The 16,632-nt window shown below is 40.6% G+C and carries 15 protein-coding genes; 11 read left to right on the forward strand and 4 right to left on the reverse strand.

The window, feature by feature from the left end:
- Positions 1-18 precede the first annotated feature (18 nt).
- The 6 genes from B5D59_RS04830 to dctP all read left to right on the forward strand — a co-directional run bounded on the left by B5D59_RS04830 (position 19) and on the right by dctP (position 6,209).
- Complete coding sequence (locus B5D59_RS04830) at positions 19-1,068, forward strand: TRAP transporter substrate-binding protein (RefSeq protein WP_078817089.1); 1,050 nt, start codon at positions 19-21, stop codon at positions 1,066-1,068.
- 22 nt (positions 1,069-1,090) lie between these two features.
- Entirely contained in the window at positions 1,091-2,191 is a 1,101-nt protein-coding gene (locus B5D59_RS04835; protein WP_078817090.1) for an NAD/NADP-dependent octopine/nopaline dehydrogenase family protein, read from the forward strand.
- A complete protein-coding gene (locus tag B5D59_RS04840) occupies positions 2,178-3,176 on the forward strand; it encodes a 3-hydroxybutyryl-CoA dehydrogenase (protein ID WP_078817091.1) in 999 nt (332 codons plus the stop codon). The genes B5D59_RS04835 and B5D59_RS04840 overlap by 14 nt, the downstream gene beginning before the upstream one ends.
- Positions 3,177-3,331: 155 nt before the next feature.
- The gene (locus tag B5D59_RS04845; RefSeq protein ID WP_078817092.1) at positions 3,332-3,829 is read left to right on the forward strand and encodes a TRAP transporter small permease; all 498 of its coding nucleotides are present in this window, start codon (positions 3,332-3,334) and stop codon (positions 3,827-3,829) included.
- An 11-nt stretch (positions 3,830-3,840) separates the two neighbouring features.
- Positions 3,841-5,157 (forward strand): TRAP transporter large permease, encoded by a 1,317-nt coding sequence (locus B5D59_RS04850; protein ID WP_078817093.1) that lies wholly within the window; start codon positions 3,841-3,843, stop codon positions 5,155-5,157.
- Positions 5,158-5,207: 50 nt separating this feature from the next.
- Positions 5,208-6,209 carry a TRAP transporter substrate-binding protein DctP gene (dctP, locus tag B5D59_RS04855; protein ID WP_078817094.1) on the forward strand — a complete coding sequence of 334 codons (1,002 nt, stop codon included), beginning with the start codon at positions 5,208-5,210 and terminating at the stop codon, positions 6,207-6,209.
- 420 nt (positions 6,210-6,629) lie between these two features.
- Here dctP and B5D59_RS04860 read toward each other — a convergent pair whose 3' ends face one another.
- Positions 6,630-7,754 carry an acyl-CoA dehydrogenase family protein gene (locus tag B5D59_RS04860; RefSeq protein WP_078817095.1) on the reverse strand — a complete coding sequence of 375 codons (1,125 nt, stop codon included), beginning with the start codon at positions 7,752-7,754 and terminating at the stop codon, positions 6,630-6,632.
- A gap of 468 nt (positions 7,755-8,222) precedes the next feature.
- On the opposite strand from B5D59_RS04860, the gene B5D59_RS18155 reads away from it, so the two are divergent.
- Positions 8,223-8,375 (forward strand): hypothetical protein, encoded by a 153-nt coding sequence (locus tag B5D59_RS18155; protein WP_176132504.1) that lies wholly within the window; start codon positions 8,223-8,225, stop codon positions 8,373-8,375.
- Between the two features lie 209 nt (positions 8,376-8,584).
- Here the strand turns inward: B5D59_RS18155 and B5D59_RS04865 are convergent, their stop codons facing one another.
- Positions 8,585-10,387 carry a S8 family peptidase gene (locus B5D59_RS04865; protein ID WP_078817096.1) on the reverse strand — a complete coding sequence of 601 codons (1,803 nt, stop codon included), beginning with the start codon at positions 10,385-10,387 and terminating at the stop codon, positions 8,585-8,587.
- A 181-nt stretch (positions 10,388-10,568) separates the two neighbouring features.
- On the opposite strand from B5D59_RS04865, the gene B5D59_RS04870 reads away from it, so the two are divergent.
- Positions 10,569-11,579, forward strand: a complete 1,011-nt coding sequence (locus tag B5D59_RS04870) for an S-layer homology domain-containing protein (protein WP_009766047.1) — start codon at positions 10,569-10,571, stop codon at positions 11,577-11,579.
- A gap of 318 nt (positions 11,580-11,897) precedes the next feature.
- Here the strand turns inward: B5D59_RS04870 and B5D59_RS04875 are convergent, their stop codons facing one another.
- Together B5D59_RS04875 and B5D59_RS04880 are read right to left on the reverse strand one after the other, a co-directional pair.
- Positions 11,898-12,725 (reverse strand): EcsC family protein, encoded by an 828-nt coding sequence (locus B5D59_RS04875; RefSeq protein ID WP_078817097.1) that lies wholly within the window; start codon positions 12,723-12,725, stop codon positions 11,898-11,900.
- A 69-nt stretch (positions 12,726-12,794) separates the two neighbouring features.
- Positions 12,795-13,403, reverse strand: coding sequence for an RIO1 family regulatory kinase/ATPase domain-containing protein (locus tag B5D59_RS04880; RefSeq protein ID WP_009766045.1), 609 nt, complete (start codon positions 13,401-13,403; stop codon positions 12,795-12,797).
- 522 nt (positions 13,404-13,925) lie between these two features.
- On the opposite strand from B5D59_RS04880, the gene B5D59_RS04885 reads away from it, so the two are divergent.
- The 3 genes from B5D59_RS04885 to B5D59_RS04895 are packed head-to-tail and all read left to right on the forward strand — an operon-like array spanning position 13,926 to position 16,632.
- A complete protein-coding gene (locus tag B5D59_RS04885) occupies positions 13,926-15,611 on the forward strand; it encodes a propanediol/glycerol family dehydratase large subunit (RefSeq protein ID WP_078817098.1) in 1,686 nt (561 codons plus the stop codon).
- Between the two features lie 14 nt (positions 15,612-15,625).
- Positions 15,626-16,213, forward strand: coding sequence for a propanediol/glycerol family dehydratase medium subunit (locus tag B5D59_RS04890; RefSeq protein WP_078817099.1), 588 nt, complete (start codon positions 15,626-15,628; stop codon positions 16,211-16,213).
- Positions 16,210-16,632, forward strand: coding sequence for a diol dehydratase small subunit (locus B5D59_RS04895; protein WP_078817100.1), 423 nt, complete (start codon positions 16,210-16,212; stop codon positions 16,630-16,632). The genes B5D59_RS04890 and B5D59_RS04895 overlap by 4 nt, the downstream gene beginning before the upstream one ends.

Genomic DNA, 16,632 nt, shown 5'->3' on the forward strand with positions numbered 1-16,632 from the left:
GAGAAATGGGGAGAAGTCGTGGGGGATAAGAAAAATCATTCAGTAGTATTTTTTCTATTCACTTTCTTATTTTTTGTATTAGCCGGTTGTGGAACGGAAGATGTGGAATCCAAGTCTGCGAAAGCAGCTGATAAACCGATTAAGTTATCGTACGCATTTTTTGCACCTGACTCTACTTTTCCTGCAATTCAAATGAAAGAGTGGGCGAAAGAATTAGAATCTAGGACAGATGGAAAAGTTAAAATTGATATGTTTTACGGTGCCACTTTACTAGAAGCGAACAATATGTTTGACGGTGTAGCAAATGGCACTGCCGATATTGGCCTAACTGCCACTACGTATGAACCTGGGCGTTTCCCTTTGCTTGAAATATCAGATCTTCCATCGGGCTATCCTAACTCGGAAGTTGCAAGTCGAGTTGTAAATAGTCTAATCCAAGAGTATCCACCAGAAGCATTAAAAGACTTTAAAGTTATCACCGCTTTTGCCACAGAACCATCTTATATCCAGAGTAGAGTACCCATTTCAAATCTTAAAGAAATGACTGGGAAACAATTACGGATATCAGGAGGATTAACACCTGTTATGGAGAGGCTTGGTGCAGCTCCAGTTGGAATGTCGCAAGCTGAAGTACCTGAGGCACTGCAAACAGGTGTAATAGAAGGAAATGTTTCTTCGCGTGAAGTTTTAAAGGACTTCAAACTTGCCGAGACAGTAAAGTTTGTGACAGATTATCCATTTGCTATTACAAGTTTCGTATCCGTAATGAACAAAGATACGTGGGAGTCACTTCCTAAGGATGTTCAAGAAGTAATAGATGAACTAAATAGTGAAATGGGACAGTTTGCAGGTAAATATTTAGATAAGCATGTTGAGGATTCAATGAAATGGAGCCAAGAGGAGCAAGAACTGAAGGTTATCCCATTGACTGATGAGGAAAGCAGTAAATGGGATGATCTTTTAAGAGAAATACAAGAAAAAGCAGTTCAAAGTGCTGACGATAAAGGGTTGCCTGGATCTGTATACCATGAGAGATTATACGAACTTATTGATGAGTATTCTAACTAAATATACGAGGGGGAATATACTGATGGAAATAGCGGTGATTGGCGGGGGAAATGGTTGTTATGCTGCGGCGGTAGATTTAACTGAAAAGGGACATAAAGTTAGATTATGGAGGCGGGATAAAGAAGCGTTTCAGGACGTATTGGAAAGTCAATCTATTGATGTGATAGATGCCAAAGGAAAACGCTCAGTCCCTATAAAACTAGCAACAAATGATTTAAGTGCAGCAGTTCAAGGTGTAAAGTTGATAGTTATTCCATTACCAGCTGTTACACAAGAAGCCATAGCGGAACAACTTGCACCTGTGTTGGAAGATGGTCAAGTCCTATTTTTACCGCCGGGTACATTTGGAAGTTATATTATGGCGGACATACTCCAGAAAAAAGGATGTAAAGCAAACGTAGTGTTTGCGGAAACAGGAACTCTTCCATATTTAGCAAGGAAATATGATGAGCATACAGTATCCATTTCAGGAAGGGCTACTCGGCTGCCAACAGGATTCTTTCCAAGTGACGAATCCCAATATGGGTTTGATATTTTGAAAGAGGCATTCCCTTCCGTAGAGCTAGTTGAAGATGCACTAAGTGGCGCCTTAATGAACGCGGGTCCAATTATTCACCCGCCACTTATATTAATGAATGCTGGTCCGATAGAACATTTTGATAAATGGGACATACACAATGAAGGTACTCAAAAATCTGTTAGGAATGTCCATAAAGCATTGGATGAAGAGAGAATTATGATCCGTGAAGCACTAGGTTATAAGGCTCCTCATTTTCCTCTAGATGATCATTACAATCTGGATGGAGATGAATGGATGTACGGGAATGGTGCACATGAAAAACTTGTAGATGGTGAAGATTGGTTCGAACCTTTGGATTTAAGAACACATCGTTATATGAGAGAAGACATTGAATGCGGACTAGCCTTTTTAGTCTCTATTGGGGACTGGTTAGGTATCTCGGTGCCAACTGCTGCCGGACTGCTTGCAATCGCATCAAGTGTAGTTGAAGAAGACCTAAGGGGACAAGGGAGAACACTTGAAAACCTTATGCTATCCACTAAAACACCGGAAGAACTTAAAAATATTCTTCAAAAGGGATTAATGCAATATGAAGTTAACTGATGGAATTGTTGCTATTGCAGGTGCCGGACGAATGGGAAGAGGAATTGCATTGACGTTCGCCTACCAAGGATATGAAGTATATTTAATGGATATTAAGAAAAGAGAAAAGAATGAATTTGAACAACTTTATATTCAATCCTTCGAAGAAATTAAAAATCAATTAAATATTCTAGTATATGGAAATGTTGTCCCACAAGAATCTGTGAACCGGGTATTAGATCGTGTGAAGATTTGTCGAGACGATGATGAGACACTTGAATGGGAAAAGATTGATATTTTTTTTGAAGCAGTTCCAGAAGTCAAAGAGATTAAACAAGAGGTTTTCCAAAGATTTTGTTCTAAAATTCCAAAGAAAACGCCTATAGCTTCCACAACTTCTACATTCTTAGTTGATGATTTAGCAGAATTTGTGACAAATAACGAAAGATTTATGAATTCCCATTGGCTGAATCCTGCGCATTTAATCCCGCTCGTAGAAGTAAGTGCGGGAAGTAACACCAGTGAACAGGCTATACAAAAGATGTTTACGTTGCTTGAAAGTATAGGGAAAACACCAGTAAGGTGTGCACCTTCTCCTGGATTTATCGTTCCTAGGATTCAAGCTTTGGCAATGAATGAAGCGGCCCGACTAATTGAAGACGGAGTAGCCTCTGCTAATGACGTGGATAAAGCTATCAGAAATGGATTTGGAATTAGGTTTGCTGTCATGGGACTTTTAGAGTTCATTGATTGGGGAGGAGCCGACACTCTTTTTCACGCAAGTAATTATCTGAAGAGTGAACTACAAAGCGATCGATTTGCACCGCCTATGATTATTGAAGAGAAAATGAAAAATGGTGAGATCGGAATGAAAGTAAAAAAAGGATTTTATGAATTCGATGGCAAGGATATCGACAACTACCAACTTCAGACTTTAACAAAGTTTGTTGACTTGCTGCAGCATTTAGGATTTCTAACAGTTCAAGAGAAAGATCGTGTACGTTAAGTTGCGTAGTGGAAGCTTAAAAGAAGTTAATTAAAAGTATTACATTTTTTACAACTGACTAGGTTATCTCAATATAACCTAGTCAGTTGTAATTTGTCAGAATATATAGCTTTAACTTACATTAATTGATTGTTTTGTGAGAGAGGAGGAACGGCATGTTTACCAAAATAGACAAGTTTTTTGATTTGATAATAAACTTCTTGGCTGTAATGGGACGTATTGTAATCATTATAATTAGTTTACTCATAATTACGGATATCGTTGCATTGAAGTTTTTTAATTACTCCTTCTCTTGGATAATGGAAGTTTCAGAATATCTACTTGTAATGTTAACGTTTTTAGGTGTGGCGTGGCTATTAAAGGAAGATGGTCATATTAAATTAGATTTATTAATAAATAGAATGAGTAAAAGAAACAGAAGAAGGTTAGAAATACTGAATACCTGCTTAGGAGCTGTAATATCTTTGGTAATTACAGTGTATGGATTTATAGCTGTATTAAATTTATATGAGAGAGGAATAAAGACTGAGACTATTTTAGAAATTCCTCGCTACTTACTGATCTTAATAATTCCTATAAGTTTTATATTTGTTTTTATACAATTTATTAGAAATCTGTTTGCGTTAGTAAAAAAATCTGAAATAGAAACCTAGGAGGAAATGAGATGGAATGGTGGGTTGCATTAGCTATTGTTTTCGGAAGTATGTTCATTCTATTTATGATCGGTTTACCAATAGCATTCTCATTTCTTGCAATTAATATTGTTGGTGTAATTGTATTATGGAATGGCGAAGCGGGATTAAATCAATTAGTCCTAAACATATTCTCCTCAGTTTCAAAGTTTTCCTTGCTGCCTATTCCCATGTTTATATTGATGGGTGAGATTATGTTCCGAACAGGACTAGGTTTCAAAGTATTGGATGCAGTGGGTAAGTGGTTTGGGAATTTGCCCGGTAGATTGAGCATAGTGGCCGTGGGCAGTGGAACGTTATTTTCAGTATTAAGCGGTTCTAGTGTTGCAAGTACAGCATTGTTAGGTTCCTTGCTAGTTCCTGATATGCAAAAAAAGGGTTACAGTCCCGCCATGACAGTTGGTCCAATCCTTGGTAGCGCGGGTTTAGCCACAATGATACCACCTACAGCGTTAGGAATCTTGCTTGCTTCGCTTGCATCAATTCCAGTGGGGCATTTTTTGTTTTCGATTGTTATACCTGGGATTCTTCTGGCATTCATTTTCATTTTGTATATTATTATAAGATGTTATTTACAACCTGAATTAGCACCGAGTTATGATGTTGAGAAAGTATCAATTAGTGAAAAGTTAATCGGGACGATCAAGTATATTTTGCCGCTTGGAATTATTGTATTTCTTCTATTAGGTCTAATTATACTCGGGTATGCAACCCCAACTCAGAGTGCTGTTTTAGGCGCACTCGGTACTATAGTGCTTTCCATGTTTTATGGAGGTTTAACTTGGGAGAAATTTTGGGATTCCTTAACTGGGACGCTAAGATCCAGTGTCATGATATTTATGATTATTATCGGTTCAACAACTTTTGGTCAAATATTGAGTTACACGGGAGTTACAGGAGGTCTTGTGCAACTTGTAGGCAACATAGAAATCCACCCCATCATGATCTTGATATTGATTCAAATGGTCTTACTTCTATTAGGTTGCTTTATGGAACCTTTATCAATAATGATGATGACACTTCCAGTATTAATGCCTATAGCTAAGTCTTTGGGTTTCGATCCTCTGTGGTTTGGAGCGATTATGCTTCTAAATATGCAAATTGCCACAATCACGCCGCCGTTTGGGATGGATCTTTTCGCTATGAAGGCAGTAATACCAAAGGGAACGATATCTATGAAGGAAATTTACCTGGCAGTCATTCCATTTATCCTATTAAATTTACTAGTAATGGCCTTAATGATTATATTTCCATCACTGACATTGTGGTTACCTAGTTTTGTTAAGTAGATACAGAACTAAAAAATCGTAATACTAAAAGAATTTAAGGGGGAAAATGAATGAGAAATAGTATAAAGACATTTAAAGTAATGGCAATTGTTTTAATGATTCTTTTATTAGTTGCATGTTCACAGGATGGAGAAGTAAGTAGCGCAAAAGGAATAACATTAAATGCAGTTAGCTTCTTGCCAAAAGATCATCCATTAACAGCAACGCTGCATGATTGGAATAAAGATGTTGAAGAGGTGACAGAGGGAAGGGTTAAGGTGAATTGGCGAGGCGGTGCCGATGTGATCCCTATAGGGGAGCAATTCGAAGCTATGAATTCTGGTGTGATGGATATTAATTTTACTTATATTGGACAATACCAAACACTTGCACCTGAAACACTTAGTATAGCCCTTTCCCAAATTGAACCATGGGAAGAACGAGAAAATGGTTTCTATGATCTAATGGCGGAACGTCATGAAGAGATGAATGTCAGGTATTTAGGGCGCTGGCTGACTGGGTCTCCAAGATTATGGTTAAACGATTCTATTGATAGTGTTGATGATTTGGAAAAGATGCCAATCCGATCTGCTCCAAATTATACACGTTTTTTCGAAAAGCTTGGAATCTCATCTGCGATGATCGATCCTTCCGAGGTATATACGTCTTTGCAGACAGGTGTTGTAAAAGGTTTTGTATATGGCGGCTTTAATGGGCCTAGACAAGATGGTTGGACAGATTCTTCTAAGTATGTGTTGGATCATCCGTTCTGGACACAAAATTGTACGATACTAATGAATGATGATAAATGGAAAGAAATTTCTGCTGAAGACCAAGAAGCAATTCTAGCCGCTACCGCTGATTATGAAAGAAAGATGGTTGCATACTACGATGAGTTGGATAAAAAGGAGATTGAAGAGTTGAAAAATGCGGGAGTAGAACTTTTTAAACTTCCGGAAGAAGAGGAAAAAAAGTTTTTAGATTTAGCTTATAATACAGAATGGGAATACCTTGAAAGTAAAGTACCCGAATTAGTTGATGAACTTAGAGATTTAACCCTTAAGGATGACTAACGCCTAAGATTGTACAACTGTAACTCAAGAAACGAGATTCTGTAAATGAATCTCGTTTTTTATGTGCTTAAAAAAAAGTATACAGTACTGTAAGGAAAGTCTGGTTTTTATTGAAGTACGACAGACAGCTATCTGAGAGGATTTCTCAAATCAGAGAGGCGGTTATTTTTATTTCAATCAAGTGGAGTTGGCTGGCATTTACTGAGGTATTAAAATAAATAAAAGAGGCGTCTTTCCGGAGCGGAGAGAAGGGAAGACATAAGAACTTTCCGCTGTGCAATGACGCCTTTACAGTATGTTTTTAATAATTTAGTTTTATGGGGCTAAAACGTTTTACGTTCTTGTTTATTGAAACAGCGGTGAATGTTTCATCATACACAATTTTTTCTGACACGGGCGTTCTTCACTGATTGACCGTTTTTAAATAAAACCTTTCATTGGCGGTACACCCAATTGTACTGATCCAGCACCCTCAAACATGCTCTCGTTCAGGAACGCGTGCTGGGTCACGACCATTGCATCACGCAGATATCGCTGTAGCGGGTGTCCGTCGTAAATAGCTGAAGTACCGGCAAGGAGATAGGCTGATTGCACGGCGCTAGCACCTTCACGGGCAGCTTGAGCAGCAGACAGACGTAGCATGCTCGTTTGTTCATCCGAGACACCATCACCTTTCAGGATCGATTTCCAAGCGGATTCAGTAGTCTCGTAGAAGAAGGCTCGCGCTGACCTTAGTGTAGCTTCTGCCTTTGCTACAGAGATGCGCAGGTAAGCTCGATCGGCCATTCTAGGTGCACCTGTTATACTTGTGCGTCCGGCCATCTTAATAATTTCATCTAGCGCAGCACGGGCTACACCGAGATTTACCACCGCTAGTACTTGCGCTGCATAAGCGATGGATGGGTATTGGAAAATCGGCTCTTGAATAGAAGAGTCACCGCCACGGACAAAAATACGTTCGTCAGGTACGAAGACGTTTGTCACACGCAAGTCATGGCTGCCTGTTCCACGCATCCCAATTACTTCCCAGTTCTCGATAATTTCAACGTCTTCAGGTCTTAACACAGCAGTCAGTGGCTTGCCGCCTTCCCCTGTACCAATACCAACGCCGAGAAGATCGGCTCCCTTACATCCGCTTGCAAACTTCCAAAGACCGTTAACAAGCCAGCCGCCATTCACTCTCTCTGCGGGTTGAACTGGAAACAGCCCGCCTGCGAAGACCACATCCGGATCCTCTGCATACAGTTCAGCGAGTGTTTCACGAGGTAAAGCCGCTAGGTAGATTGCAGCAGAGCCGAAGCTCGCGACCCATCCAGCCGATCCATCCGCTTCGGATATATTCTCGATTAACTGCAAGAACTCCATGGGCGAACGGGCATCTCCTCCAAAACACTGCGGCGCATGGGCGCGATAGATACCCAATTCCTTCAGTTGCGCTATCATGTCCTTTGGTACGTGCCGCTTCTCTTCAAATTCTTCACGCCGGGAACGAATTTCTCTCAATACATGATCGAGCTTGTTTTGATTTTTTATTTGTATAGTCATAATTTATTCCTCCCTGAAACTTAGTATTCATGTAATAGTATTTGGTTCTCTTTAATTGAAAAAGACGATCACCTATCAATCCGAAACCAGAATAGTTGACTAGCCCTTAAGCCTAAAAAAGAATAAGTAGCCCTTGGAAACGCATTCTATTACAGCCTGTATTCTCAATCTAATTGAAACTTTATCGCTAAGTAGTGCAGCTATTTTTATAATAGAACATTTGCAATATTTAAACTACGATGCATTAGGTCTGAATAAGATGAATATTCCGTATGATTCGTCTACTAAGAGAACCTTTGGGCCACGAAAACCAGATACAGCCGCACAGTACAAAGTCGAATAATAACTTGTTGCCTTAACTCGTAAGTCCCCCTATAAATTTTAGTATGATAAGGAATCGATTAAGTTGTTACTTATTGAAACGAGTCAAATTGCGCTTTACCAACGCAGCGGTTGTATGGGAGGAACATGAAGAAAAAATACCCGCCTGTCTGGAGAACGCTAAAGATCCATGCAATCGACAGATCAAAAGGCATATCGGATGTTGATCCGTGTGAAAAAGCTTATGGCATTCCACCCGATGTCATGTTCGAAGAACTGACAGACTACTGCTGGGATTAATAAAAGTGCATACAGTGATTGGGAAAATATTGTATACTAGGATACTAACCAAACTACCGCGAAGTACCTGAAAGCGTTGGCTTCTACTTCGAAGGAACTGCTGAAGTAGGCGTTCTTGATTGCAGATACCGGTAAAACAATAAAATCATAAACGAAAAAACGGCTAACCATCCCTCGGGCTGGTCGGCCGTTTTCTACTTCCTCATTTCCTACCGTACAATAAACCGCATATTTACGTTTTCAGTCAGTAATTTCCCGTCTTTAGCCTGGACCCCTTGTCGAATGTTCAGGTAGTAAGTTCCCAGTTCCCATCGACTTTGCGGTGCAATTATTAACTGGTCAGGAACCGCGGGATTGAATGTAACGTTAAAGGTCGTAATCGGCTGTTGTCCATCCGCCCTTTTTGAAATCTGAATGTGCTTCTTATAATTCATGCCCTCGGCTAACGGTTTATTGAACTTCACAACAAATTGTTTTGAAGTGTTTACGGTTAGATCCGCAAATGTGCCGACGAATGGTTTTGGTGCATCCACGATGACTTTAGCTGTCGCTTTATACATGCCATCGACTGTTTCAGCAGTGATGATTGCTTCTCCTTTTGAGACTGCGGTCACCATCCCTGATTGGCTGACGCTAGCAACTGTTGGTCGGGAAGAGGTCCATACCACGTTCCGATCGGTTGCATTTGATGGTGTGATGGTTGCTGTCAATGCTGTTTGTTCACCCGCATCTCCATCTTCACCCGCAAGTAGGCGTATCATTGTCTGGTTCAATGAAATCCCTGTGACCGGCACAGTTTGTTTCTGAATCAACAACTGTTCGAGTTCAGCCTTTACTTGCTTGCTGTTTAATAAGCCGAAACCATATTCGGCATCTTTTCCAGCTTGACCCAAATCTTTGGCGGTTTTTGTTAGGACCTCTGTAATTTCCTTCACCGACAGTTCCGGCACGATAGCTTTCATCATGGCCACCGTTCCGGCGACAATCGGAGCAGAAAAGGAGGTTCCATTCGCTATGACGTAGTGATTGGAAATCCCGGTCGTATAAATTTGTTCTCCTGGTGCCACGATATCGACTTGGTTATTATAGTTGGAGAAATCGGACCGGCTATTCCGTTGATTCACGGATCCAACGGAAATGACTTCATCGTAAGCAGCTGGATACATAGTGGGGTTGCCCTTTAACGCATCATTCCCTGCAGAAGCGATGATGGGGATACCTGCCCTCATTGCCCGGCGGATAGCATCTTGTTCGATTGCTGAAGGTGACGTGCCTCCTTGGCTAATATTGATGACATCGACGCCTTTTTGAATGGCATAATCGATCGCTCTTAGATTATCCGCTACCGTTGATTTGCCGTCATCATGCACGGTCTTTAATGGAAGAATGGAAACACCATAACTACCCGTTACACCGGCAATTCCTTTTCGATTGTTGCTGTTGGCAGCAATGATACCTGCTACGCTCGTTCCATGGCCATTCACATCTTGAATATTTTGTGTTTGATCGATAAAGTTGAAGCCACCCGGCGCAATTCGCCCGACTAAATCTTCATGAGTCGTGTCAATTCCTGAATCAATGACCGCCACGACTGCCTGCTTTTTCTGCTTGGCGGCTAACGGCCATAGCTGCTCGGCATGTACATGCGGCAACCACCATTGATTAGTGTAAAAGACATCGTTGGTGACCGAGACACTTCGCTCGTGGTTTGGTTCAACTGCTACAATGAATGGATTTTCCTCTAGTTGCTCGGCCGCTTGCATTAAATCCATTTCATTAGGAAATGAAAGAAGTTCAACAGAGGACGTTACTGTTTCCACTTGTTCAGCTGTATTAGGAAGTGGAATGGGGGCCGCAATGGACTGCGGTAACTCTGCGTATTTCACAAGCAATTCATTAGAAGAAGTATCAATCGTTTCTGCAAATGAGTAGGTAGCGCTAGAAATAAAGACCAGAAAAGCCACCATGAGATAAGACAACATATATCGTAAAGAAAGGTATCGTTTTTCCACCTGATGCGTCTCCTTTTAATAATTATTTAGGCTACTATTTTACTATGAACATAGAGTAATTGTCTCTCTATATTACTCAGAAGTAAAGTAGTTATAGAATCCAAATGACTAGCACATTCTGTGGAAGGTTAGTATAATAACAGATAATAGTCTATTTGGCTTATTAGGAGGAAACGATTGCATGTCCAAACGTTATCAAAGATTCACCGCGCTCGCCGCTTCTGCCGCATTAACTATTCCGATCCTCGCACCGATAACGGCAAGTGCGGAAGGATTCTCCGATATTAAAGGAAGTTCACACGAGAGCTCAATTAACGCGCTCGTTCAAAAAGGGATCATCTCAGGGTATGCTGATGGAACGTATAAACCCAACAAAACGTTGACACGCTCCGATGTGGTTAAACTGATGGGCAAATGGCTCGTCTCCCTTGGATTCAAAATCCCGGCTGATTATCAAACGAAGCGACGCTTTTCTGATTTAACTTCTTCATCGAATGAAGAACTACTGAAATATGCAGCATTAGTGAAGGACCATGGAGTTTTCAATGGTCAAGCCGACGGAAAACTTAATCCGACAGGGGATATTACCCGTGAAAACATGGCTATCGTCCTCATACGCGCATATGATGCCATCCACAGCACAGATCTCTTGATTTATGTAGAAAGTCAGCCTTTCATAAAAGACGTGGGGGACCAAGAACTAGCAAAATCGGAAGCCCGGCCATTCATTGACGTTCTGGACTTTTTCGACATAACCAATCCGGCAGTATCTGTATTTAATCCGAAAAATACGACAACCCGTGGCCAATTCGCTTCATTTCTATATAAAGTATCCACTGTTCCAGTGCCAGTTCAAAAAAGTGGTGCTCAACAACCACCGGTTCAGACGCCCAAATGGAACTATAACGGAATGAAAACAATCCGATTAGATCATGGAGCAGATTTTACATTCCCGGAAGTGAAAGCGATAGATGACTCGGGTAAATCGTTTGCTGTACAATTTGTGATTAAAGATGCTGCAGGGAATACGCAAACTGTAATTGATACGACTAAAAGCGGAATGTACACCATCAAATACAGCGTCATAAATGTAGCCGGAGAAAAGGTGCCTGATTTGGTCATTGCAGTATGGGTAGCCCCTCCAACTTCTGTTGTGGATGATGTAGGATTGGAAATCATTTCTATTACATGAGAAATCAACAACCCTGAATTAATGATTCAGAGTTGTTTTAACAGACAATTCTTCAGTCTGCATTTAATGTAAGGTCATAAAGTGGATAGAATACTAAGTAGGCAACAGAATCCTAATATCATGTATCTGTGCTTCACGTAGTTCAACTATCGTTTTGAACTGCGTGCACTGTTTATCTGAATAAACTACAGGAAAGAAAGGTATATCTATTCACAATGGAGTGCACTTCAGTTTGATTACATAACCCTTTTTTATTCTGCAATAGAAAAGTGGCCGCACTAATCATATACATTTATACGTGTTTCCTATGCAGTGCTACTAGGCATCCGAACATGAAATATCACTTGAATCATGCAGTATATCCAGCCTTTCAACAATCCTTCTTTTTCGATAAAGCATTTTTCCTGCTTCGGCAATGTCGTTGACAGCGGAACGATTAATGAAGGCGCCAAACACGAGACCTGCAATCGGAATCATTTGGAAAAACTTTTTCCAACCAAGTTGATCTCGATAGGAAAAAAACACTTCACGCCAGCCCTGTAGTTCAGATAAAATTTCACGCTTTGAAGCATCGTCAGGTGAATCAAATTGTGATAATTGAGTCAGGATGGCTTGTTTGCCTACAATGTCGGCTGAGACATATTGCATACATTTTACGATGAACAAACGCTCTTCTTTAATATTTGGATCATAGCCATAACAAATCGCAATGTCCTGCAATGTTTTTAGTTGCAAACTAAGTAATAGTGGAATGTCGATCGATAATGTGAAAACACCGCCAATGCCAGTGCCCGCGCCTTGCAGTGTTGCTAGTTTTTTTCTGTTGCCCGTAATTTTTTCGACAGCGACATCCATTGTAGAAACGGGTAGCTTTTCTACATTTGCTAACGTGCTCACATCAAAGTCCGGGTAATAAGAAGTAATTTTAGAAACTGAGCTTAAATAACTCCCGCCTGTTTGGATATACTGACCGAGCTCGTCAAGGAGTATACCAATTTTACGTTGAATAAAATCGGGCGTCCATTTATCGATTATTTTAAACGGCAGTCGCCCTAGCTTTTCCCAAAACCATAAATCACTCTGATTGTTCTCCCAATCTTGTACTTTTTTAAGTTCTTCTGTTAACCATTCTCTAGAATCATTCATCGTTCTTCTCTCCTTCTCCTTAGAATTACCTCGTTTTCCCATTTTAATGCTTTTGTATTCCACATCTATTCATGCCCGAAAAAATGGTATGCACCTTTTTTTATATAGGATAGCAATGAAGTTCAGAAATGGAGCAGAAACCTTCTTTGGAAATAAACGTTTGCAATAAAAATTTACATAGGCTCTTTTTAAATTATCCCATTGCCGGCAATCCTTTGTTTGTCTAAAACGAGCAACATCAATGAGTTTTATCTCACCAGTAATAGTGACAATAATATTGCGCAAATGAACATCGGATGGATTTAGACCCCTTGCAGCTGCTAAAGATAGTGCATCGTCAATTTGTTTAATATGGGCGGACGTGATGATTTCTCCTTTAGACAAGCACTCAAATAGAGTATGGCCCTCTATATAATCCATCACAATATAATTCGATCCTGAATCATACACAGCCGGATAATACGTGATGTTTTGAAGCTTTTTATAAATGTCGGTTTCCTCTTCAGCAATATAAGAAAAGGCAGGGAAATATACTTTAATTGCCTTCATGGTGGATTTTATTCTAAACACAAATGCACTTCTACCTGTGCCAATATGCATTAACGAATCATCATAGTGAATTAAACGGTTTTCCTTGTTTATAGTGACTGTTTTTGCAAGTTCTTGATAGCTTTGCAAAGTTTGACCTCCAATAAATTAAAAATGAAAAAGGCGATATGTCCAATTATTGGTCATATCGCCTCTAAATAAATAAAAGACCTCACCAAATAAACGGTAAGGTCTCGCAAACAACTAGTGTTGTAAACAAAGCCGGGGAATAAACTCCCGTATTGACGACTTTGCTTTATAGCTACTCCCCTTAAAGGAAGTTGTATATTTTTTTGTATGTTCAGTATAAACGCTGAAGGATTGGGTGTCAATTGGATATGCTTTTGATTATAAATACACAATTAAAACTCGGCTGATGCAAACAGCCTGGCAATGGTAACTATATCTGCCAACTGGATGAGAAAAACATTTTGGATTCGTTACTATAGAAAATACTTAATATAGATTCTTCGTCTCATCCGAAAAATGCTAATCCACAGTTTGAAAAAGTATCGATATTCCTAAGTCGAGTATCGATTCTATAGAGCAATGAATAAATACATAGCTTATAATCGATTGAATAGATTGAAGATTTAGAAAGGAAGTGCTTACATGAAACCGAACCCAACAGCAGTCAGACGTTCCAAGCGTTTTCAAGTCTTGGAGGATCGGCCTGTCAATAAGGATGGATTTGTACATGAGTGGCCGGAACAAGGATTTGTTGCGATGTCCAGTCCGAATGATCCATCGCCGTCTATTGAGATACAGGATGGCCGCATTGTCGAGTTGGATGGAAAACTGCGTAAAGATTTTGATATGCTAGATCAATTTATTGCGGATTATACAATTGATGTTGCAACTGCCAACGAGATGATGAACATGGAAAGTGTGGATATCGCAAGGAAATTAGTAGATATCAATGTGTCACGTTCTGAAGTATTAGCGATTGTAAAAGGTTTGACCCCTGCCAAAATAGTAGAGGTGCTCAATCAATTAAATGTGGTAGAGATGATGATGGCGCTTCAAAAAATGCGGGCCAGAAAGAAACCTTCCAATCAATGTCACGTGACAAATGTTCGAGATAATCCTGTCTTGATGGCGGCAGATGCAGCAGAAGCTGCGTTAAGAGGATTTGATGAACAGGAAACGACGGTAGGGGTTGTACGGTATGCACCATTTAATGCGCTTGCCCTTTTGGTAGGTTCCCAAACTGTCAGAGGCGGTATTTTGACGCAAGATGCATTGGAAGAGGCAACGGAATTACGATTGGCGATGCTTGGTTTGACGACGTATGCAGAGACGATTTCAATATACGGAACAGAGTCCGTTTTTAAAGATGGAGACGATACCCCATGGTCAAAGTCATTCTTGGCATCTGCATATGCTTCAAGGGGATCGAAGATGCGTTTCACTTCAGGCACGGGTTCCGAAGTACAAATGGCAGGTGCGGAAGGAAAGTCGATGTTGTACTTGGAAATTCGCTGTATCATGATGGCAAAAGGTGCAGGTGTCCAGGGACTGCAGAATGGTTCGATTAGTTGCATTGGGATTCCAGCTGCTGTTCCAAGCGGAATTCGCGCAGTATTGGCAGAAAACTTGGCTACGACTATGTTTGATTTAGAAGTAGCTTCAGGAAATGACCAAACTTTTTCTCACTCTGAAATACGCCGCAGTGCAAAGATGCTATGCCAAATGTTACCTGGCACAGACTTTGTCTTTTCAGGTTATAGTGCGGTTCCGAACAGTGATAATATGTTCGCTGGATCGAATATGGATTCATCCGATTTAGATGATTTTTTAATTATACAACGAGATATGATGGTGGACGGTGGTTTGCGGCCAGTTGAAGAGAGCGAAGTAATTGAAGTTCGCTATCAAGCTGCTAAGACGATGCAAGTCCTTTTTGATGAACTTGGTTTTCCCGCGATCACTGAAGAGGAGATCGACGCGGCAACGTATGCGAATAGCAGCGACGATATGCCGAAACGAAATGTGATGGAAGATTTAAAAGCTGCTGAGAGTGTACTGAAAGAAGGAATTACTGGATTGGATGTGGCGTTGGCTTTAGCTAATAGAGGCTATCATCAAGTGGCAGAAAGAATTTTCAATATGCTTAAGCAACGCGTGGCGGGGGATTATTTACACACTTCCGCAATAATTGATGAGAATAATATTGTACGGAGTGCCGTTAATAATGAAAATGACTATACAGGACCGGGAACCGGTTATCGAATGAGTGAGGAAAGATGGGAAGAAATCAAGAATATTCGCCAAGCAATCAGTCCAAGTGAGTATTGAGGAGGTGTCATCAGATGAATTATTCATATTCAATTGAAATGCAAATGGATGATCAATCACGAGCGGCTAAAGGATCGGATCCGAAAGAAGTTATCATTGCTGTTTCACCGGCTTTTGGGAAAGCGCTTTCGAAGACGATTGTTAGCGTAGAGCATAGTGAAGTCTTGCGTGAAATTATCTCCGGGATTGAAGAACAAGGCGGTGTAACACGTGTAATCCGTAATTTTGAAACTGCTGACTTAGCATTTATTGGGCATCTTGCTGCTAAATTGAGCGGCTCAGGAATAGGGATCGGCATTCAGTCTAGGGGGACTACGATCATTCATCAACGGGATTTAGATCCATTAAGCAATCTGGAACTCTTTCCGCAATCACCGCTGATTACACTTGAAACCTATCGTGATATCGGTAGAAATGCCGCTTTATATGCACGGGGAGAGAACGTTGATCCTGTTCCGGTTGTAAACGATCAGATGGCTAGGCCCCGCTACCAGGCAATTGCAGCAATATTGCACTTGAAAGAAACGCAAGAAATTGTAAGGGGCAAGCCAGCTGTAAATGTAGACTACAGCTTTACCATTTCAGAGGAGGAAACCGTATGAGCCGATTGACAAGACAAGATTACCCATTAGGACAGAAAAGAACAGACGTATTATTTACGCTAACGAACAAAGCCTATGATGACTTGACTTTAGAAGCGGCGTTAAAAGGAGACATCTCGAGTAAAGATTTACGGATCAGCCCCGAAACTTTAATTATGCAGGCGGAAATATCGGAGAGTATAGAGCGAGACCAATTAGGGAGAAATTTTAGAAGAGCTGCAGAACTAATTTCGATTTCTGATGAAAGAATTCTCGAAATCTATAGTGCTCTTCGTCCCAACCGTTCCTCTCATGAAGAATTGCTGGCCATTGCTGATGAATTGAAGCGTGAATATCAGGCGTTTGAAAACGCCAAGTTAGTAGAAGAGGCGGCTGAAGTATATAGCCGACGAAACTTATTACGTATAGAAGAGGAATAA

Source organism: Sporosarcina newyorkensis, assembly GCF_900167515.1.
Lineage (GTDB): Bacteria > Bacillota > Bacilli > Bacillales_A > Planococcaceae > Sporosarcina > Sporosarcina newyorkensis.

Excerpts from the sequence above, each read along its gene's own strand:
- B5D59_RS04850 (WP_078817093.1), top strand. The coding sequence starts at position 3,841 with ATGGAATGGTGGGTTGCATTAGCTATTGTTTTCGGAAGTATGTTCATT.
- dctP (WP_078817094.1), top strand. The coding sequence starts at position 5,208 with ATGAGAAATAGTATAAAGACATTTAAAGTAATGGCAATTGTTTTAATG.
- B5D59_RS04875 (WP_078817097.1), bottom strand. The coding sequence starts at position 12,725 with ATGAATGATTCTAGAGAATGGTTAACAGAAGAACTTAAAAAAGTACAA.
- B5D59_RS04895 (WP_078817100.1), top strand. The coding sequence starts at position 16,210 with ATGAGCCGATTGACAAGACAAGATTACCCATTAGGACAGAAAAGAACA.
- B5D59_RS04845 (WP_078817092.1), top strand. The coding sequence starts at position 3,332 with ATGTTTACCAAAATAGACAAGTTTTTTGATTTGATAATAAACTTCTTG.
- B5D59_RS04835 (WP_078817090.1), top strand. The coding sequence starts at position 1,091 with ATGGAAATAGCGGTGATTGGCGGGGGAAATGGTTGTTATGCTGCGGCG.
- B5D59_RS04890 (WP_078817099.1), top strand. The coding sequence starts at position 15,626 with ATGAATTATTCATATTCAATTGAAATGCAAATGGATGATCAATCACGA.
- B5D59_RS04860 (WP_078817095.1), bottom strand. The coding sequence starts at position 7,754 with ATGACTATACAAATAAAAAATCAAAACAAGCTCGATCATGTATTGAGA.
- B5D59_RS04885 (WP_078817098.1), top strand. The coding sequence starts at position 13,926 with ATGAAACCGAACCCAACAGCAGTCAGACGTTCCAAGCGTTTTCAAGTC.
- B5D59_RS18155 (WP_176132504.1), top strand. The coding sequence starts at position 8,223 with ATGAAGAAAAAATACCCGCCTGTCTGGAGAACGCTAAAGATCCATGCA.
- B5D59_RS04870 (WP_009766047.1), top strand. The coding sequence starts at position 10,569 with ATGTCCAAACGTTATCAAAGATTCACCGCGCTCGCCGCTTCTGCCGCA.
- B5D59_RS04840 (WP_078817091.1), top strand. The coding sequence starts at position 2,178 with ATGAAGTTAACTGATGGAATTGTTGCTATTGCAGGTGCCGGACGAATG.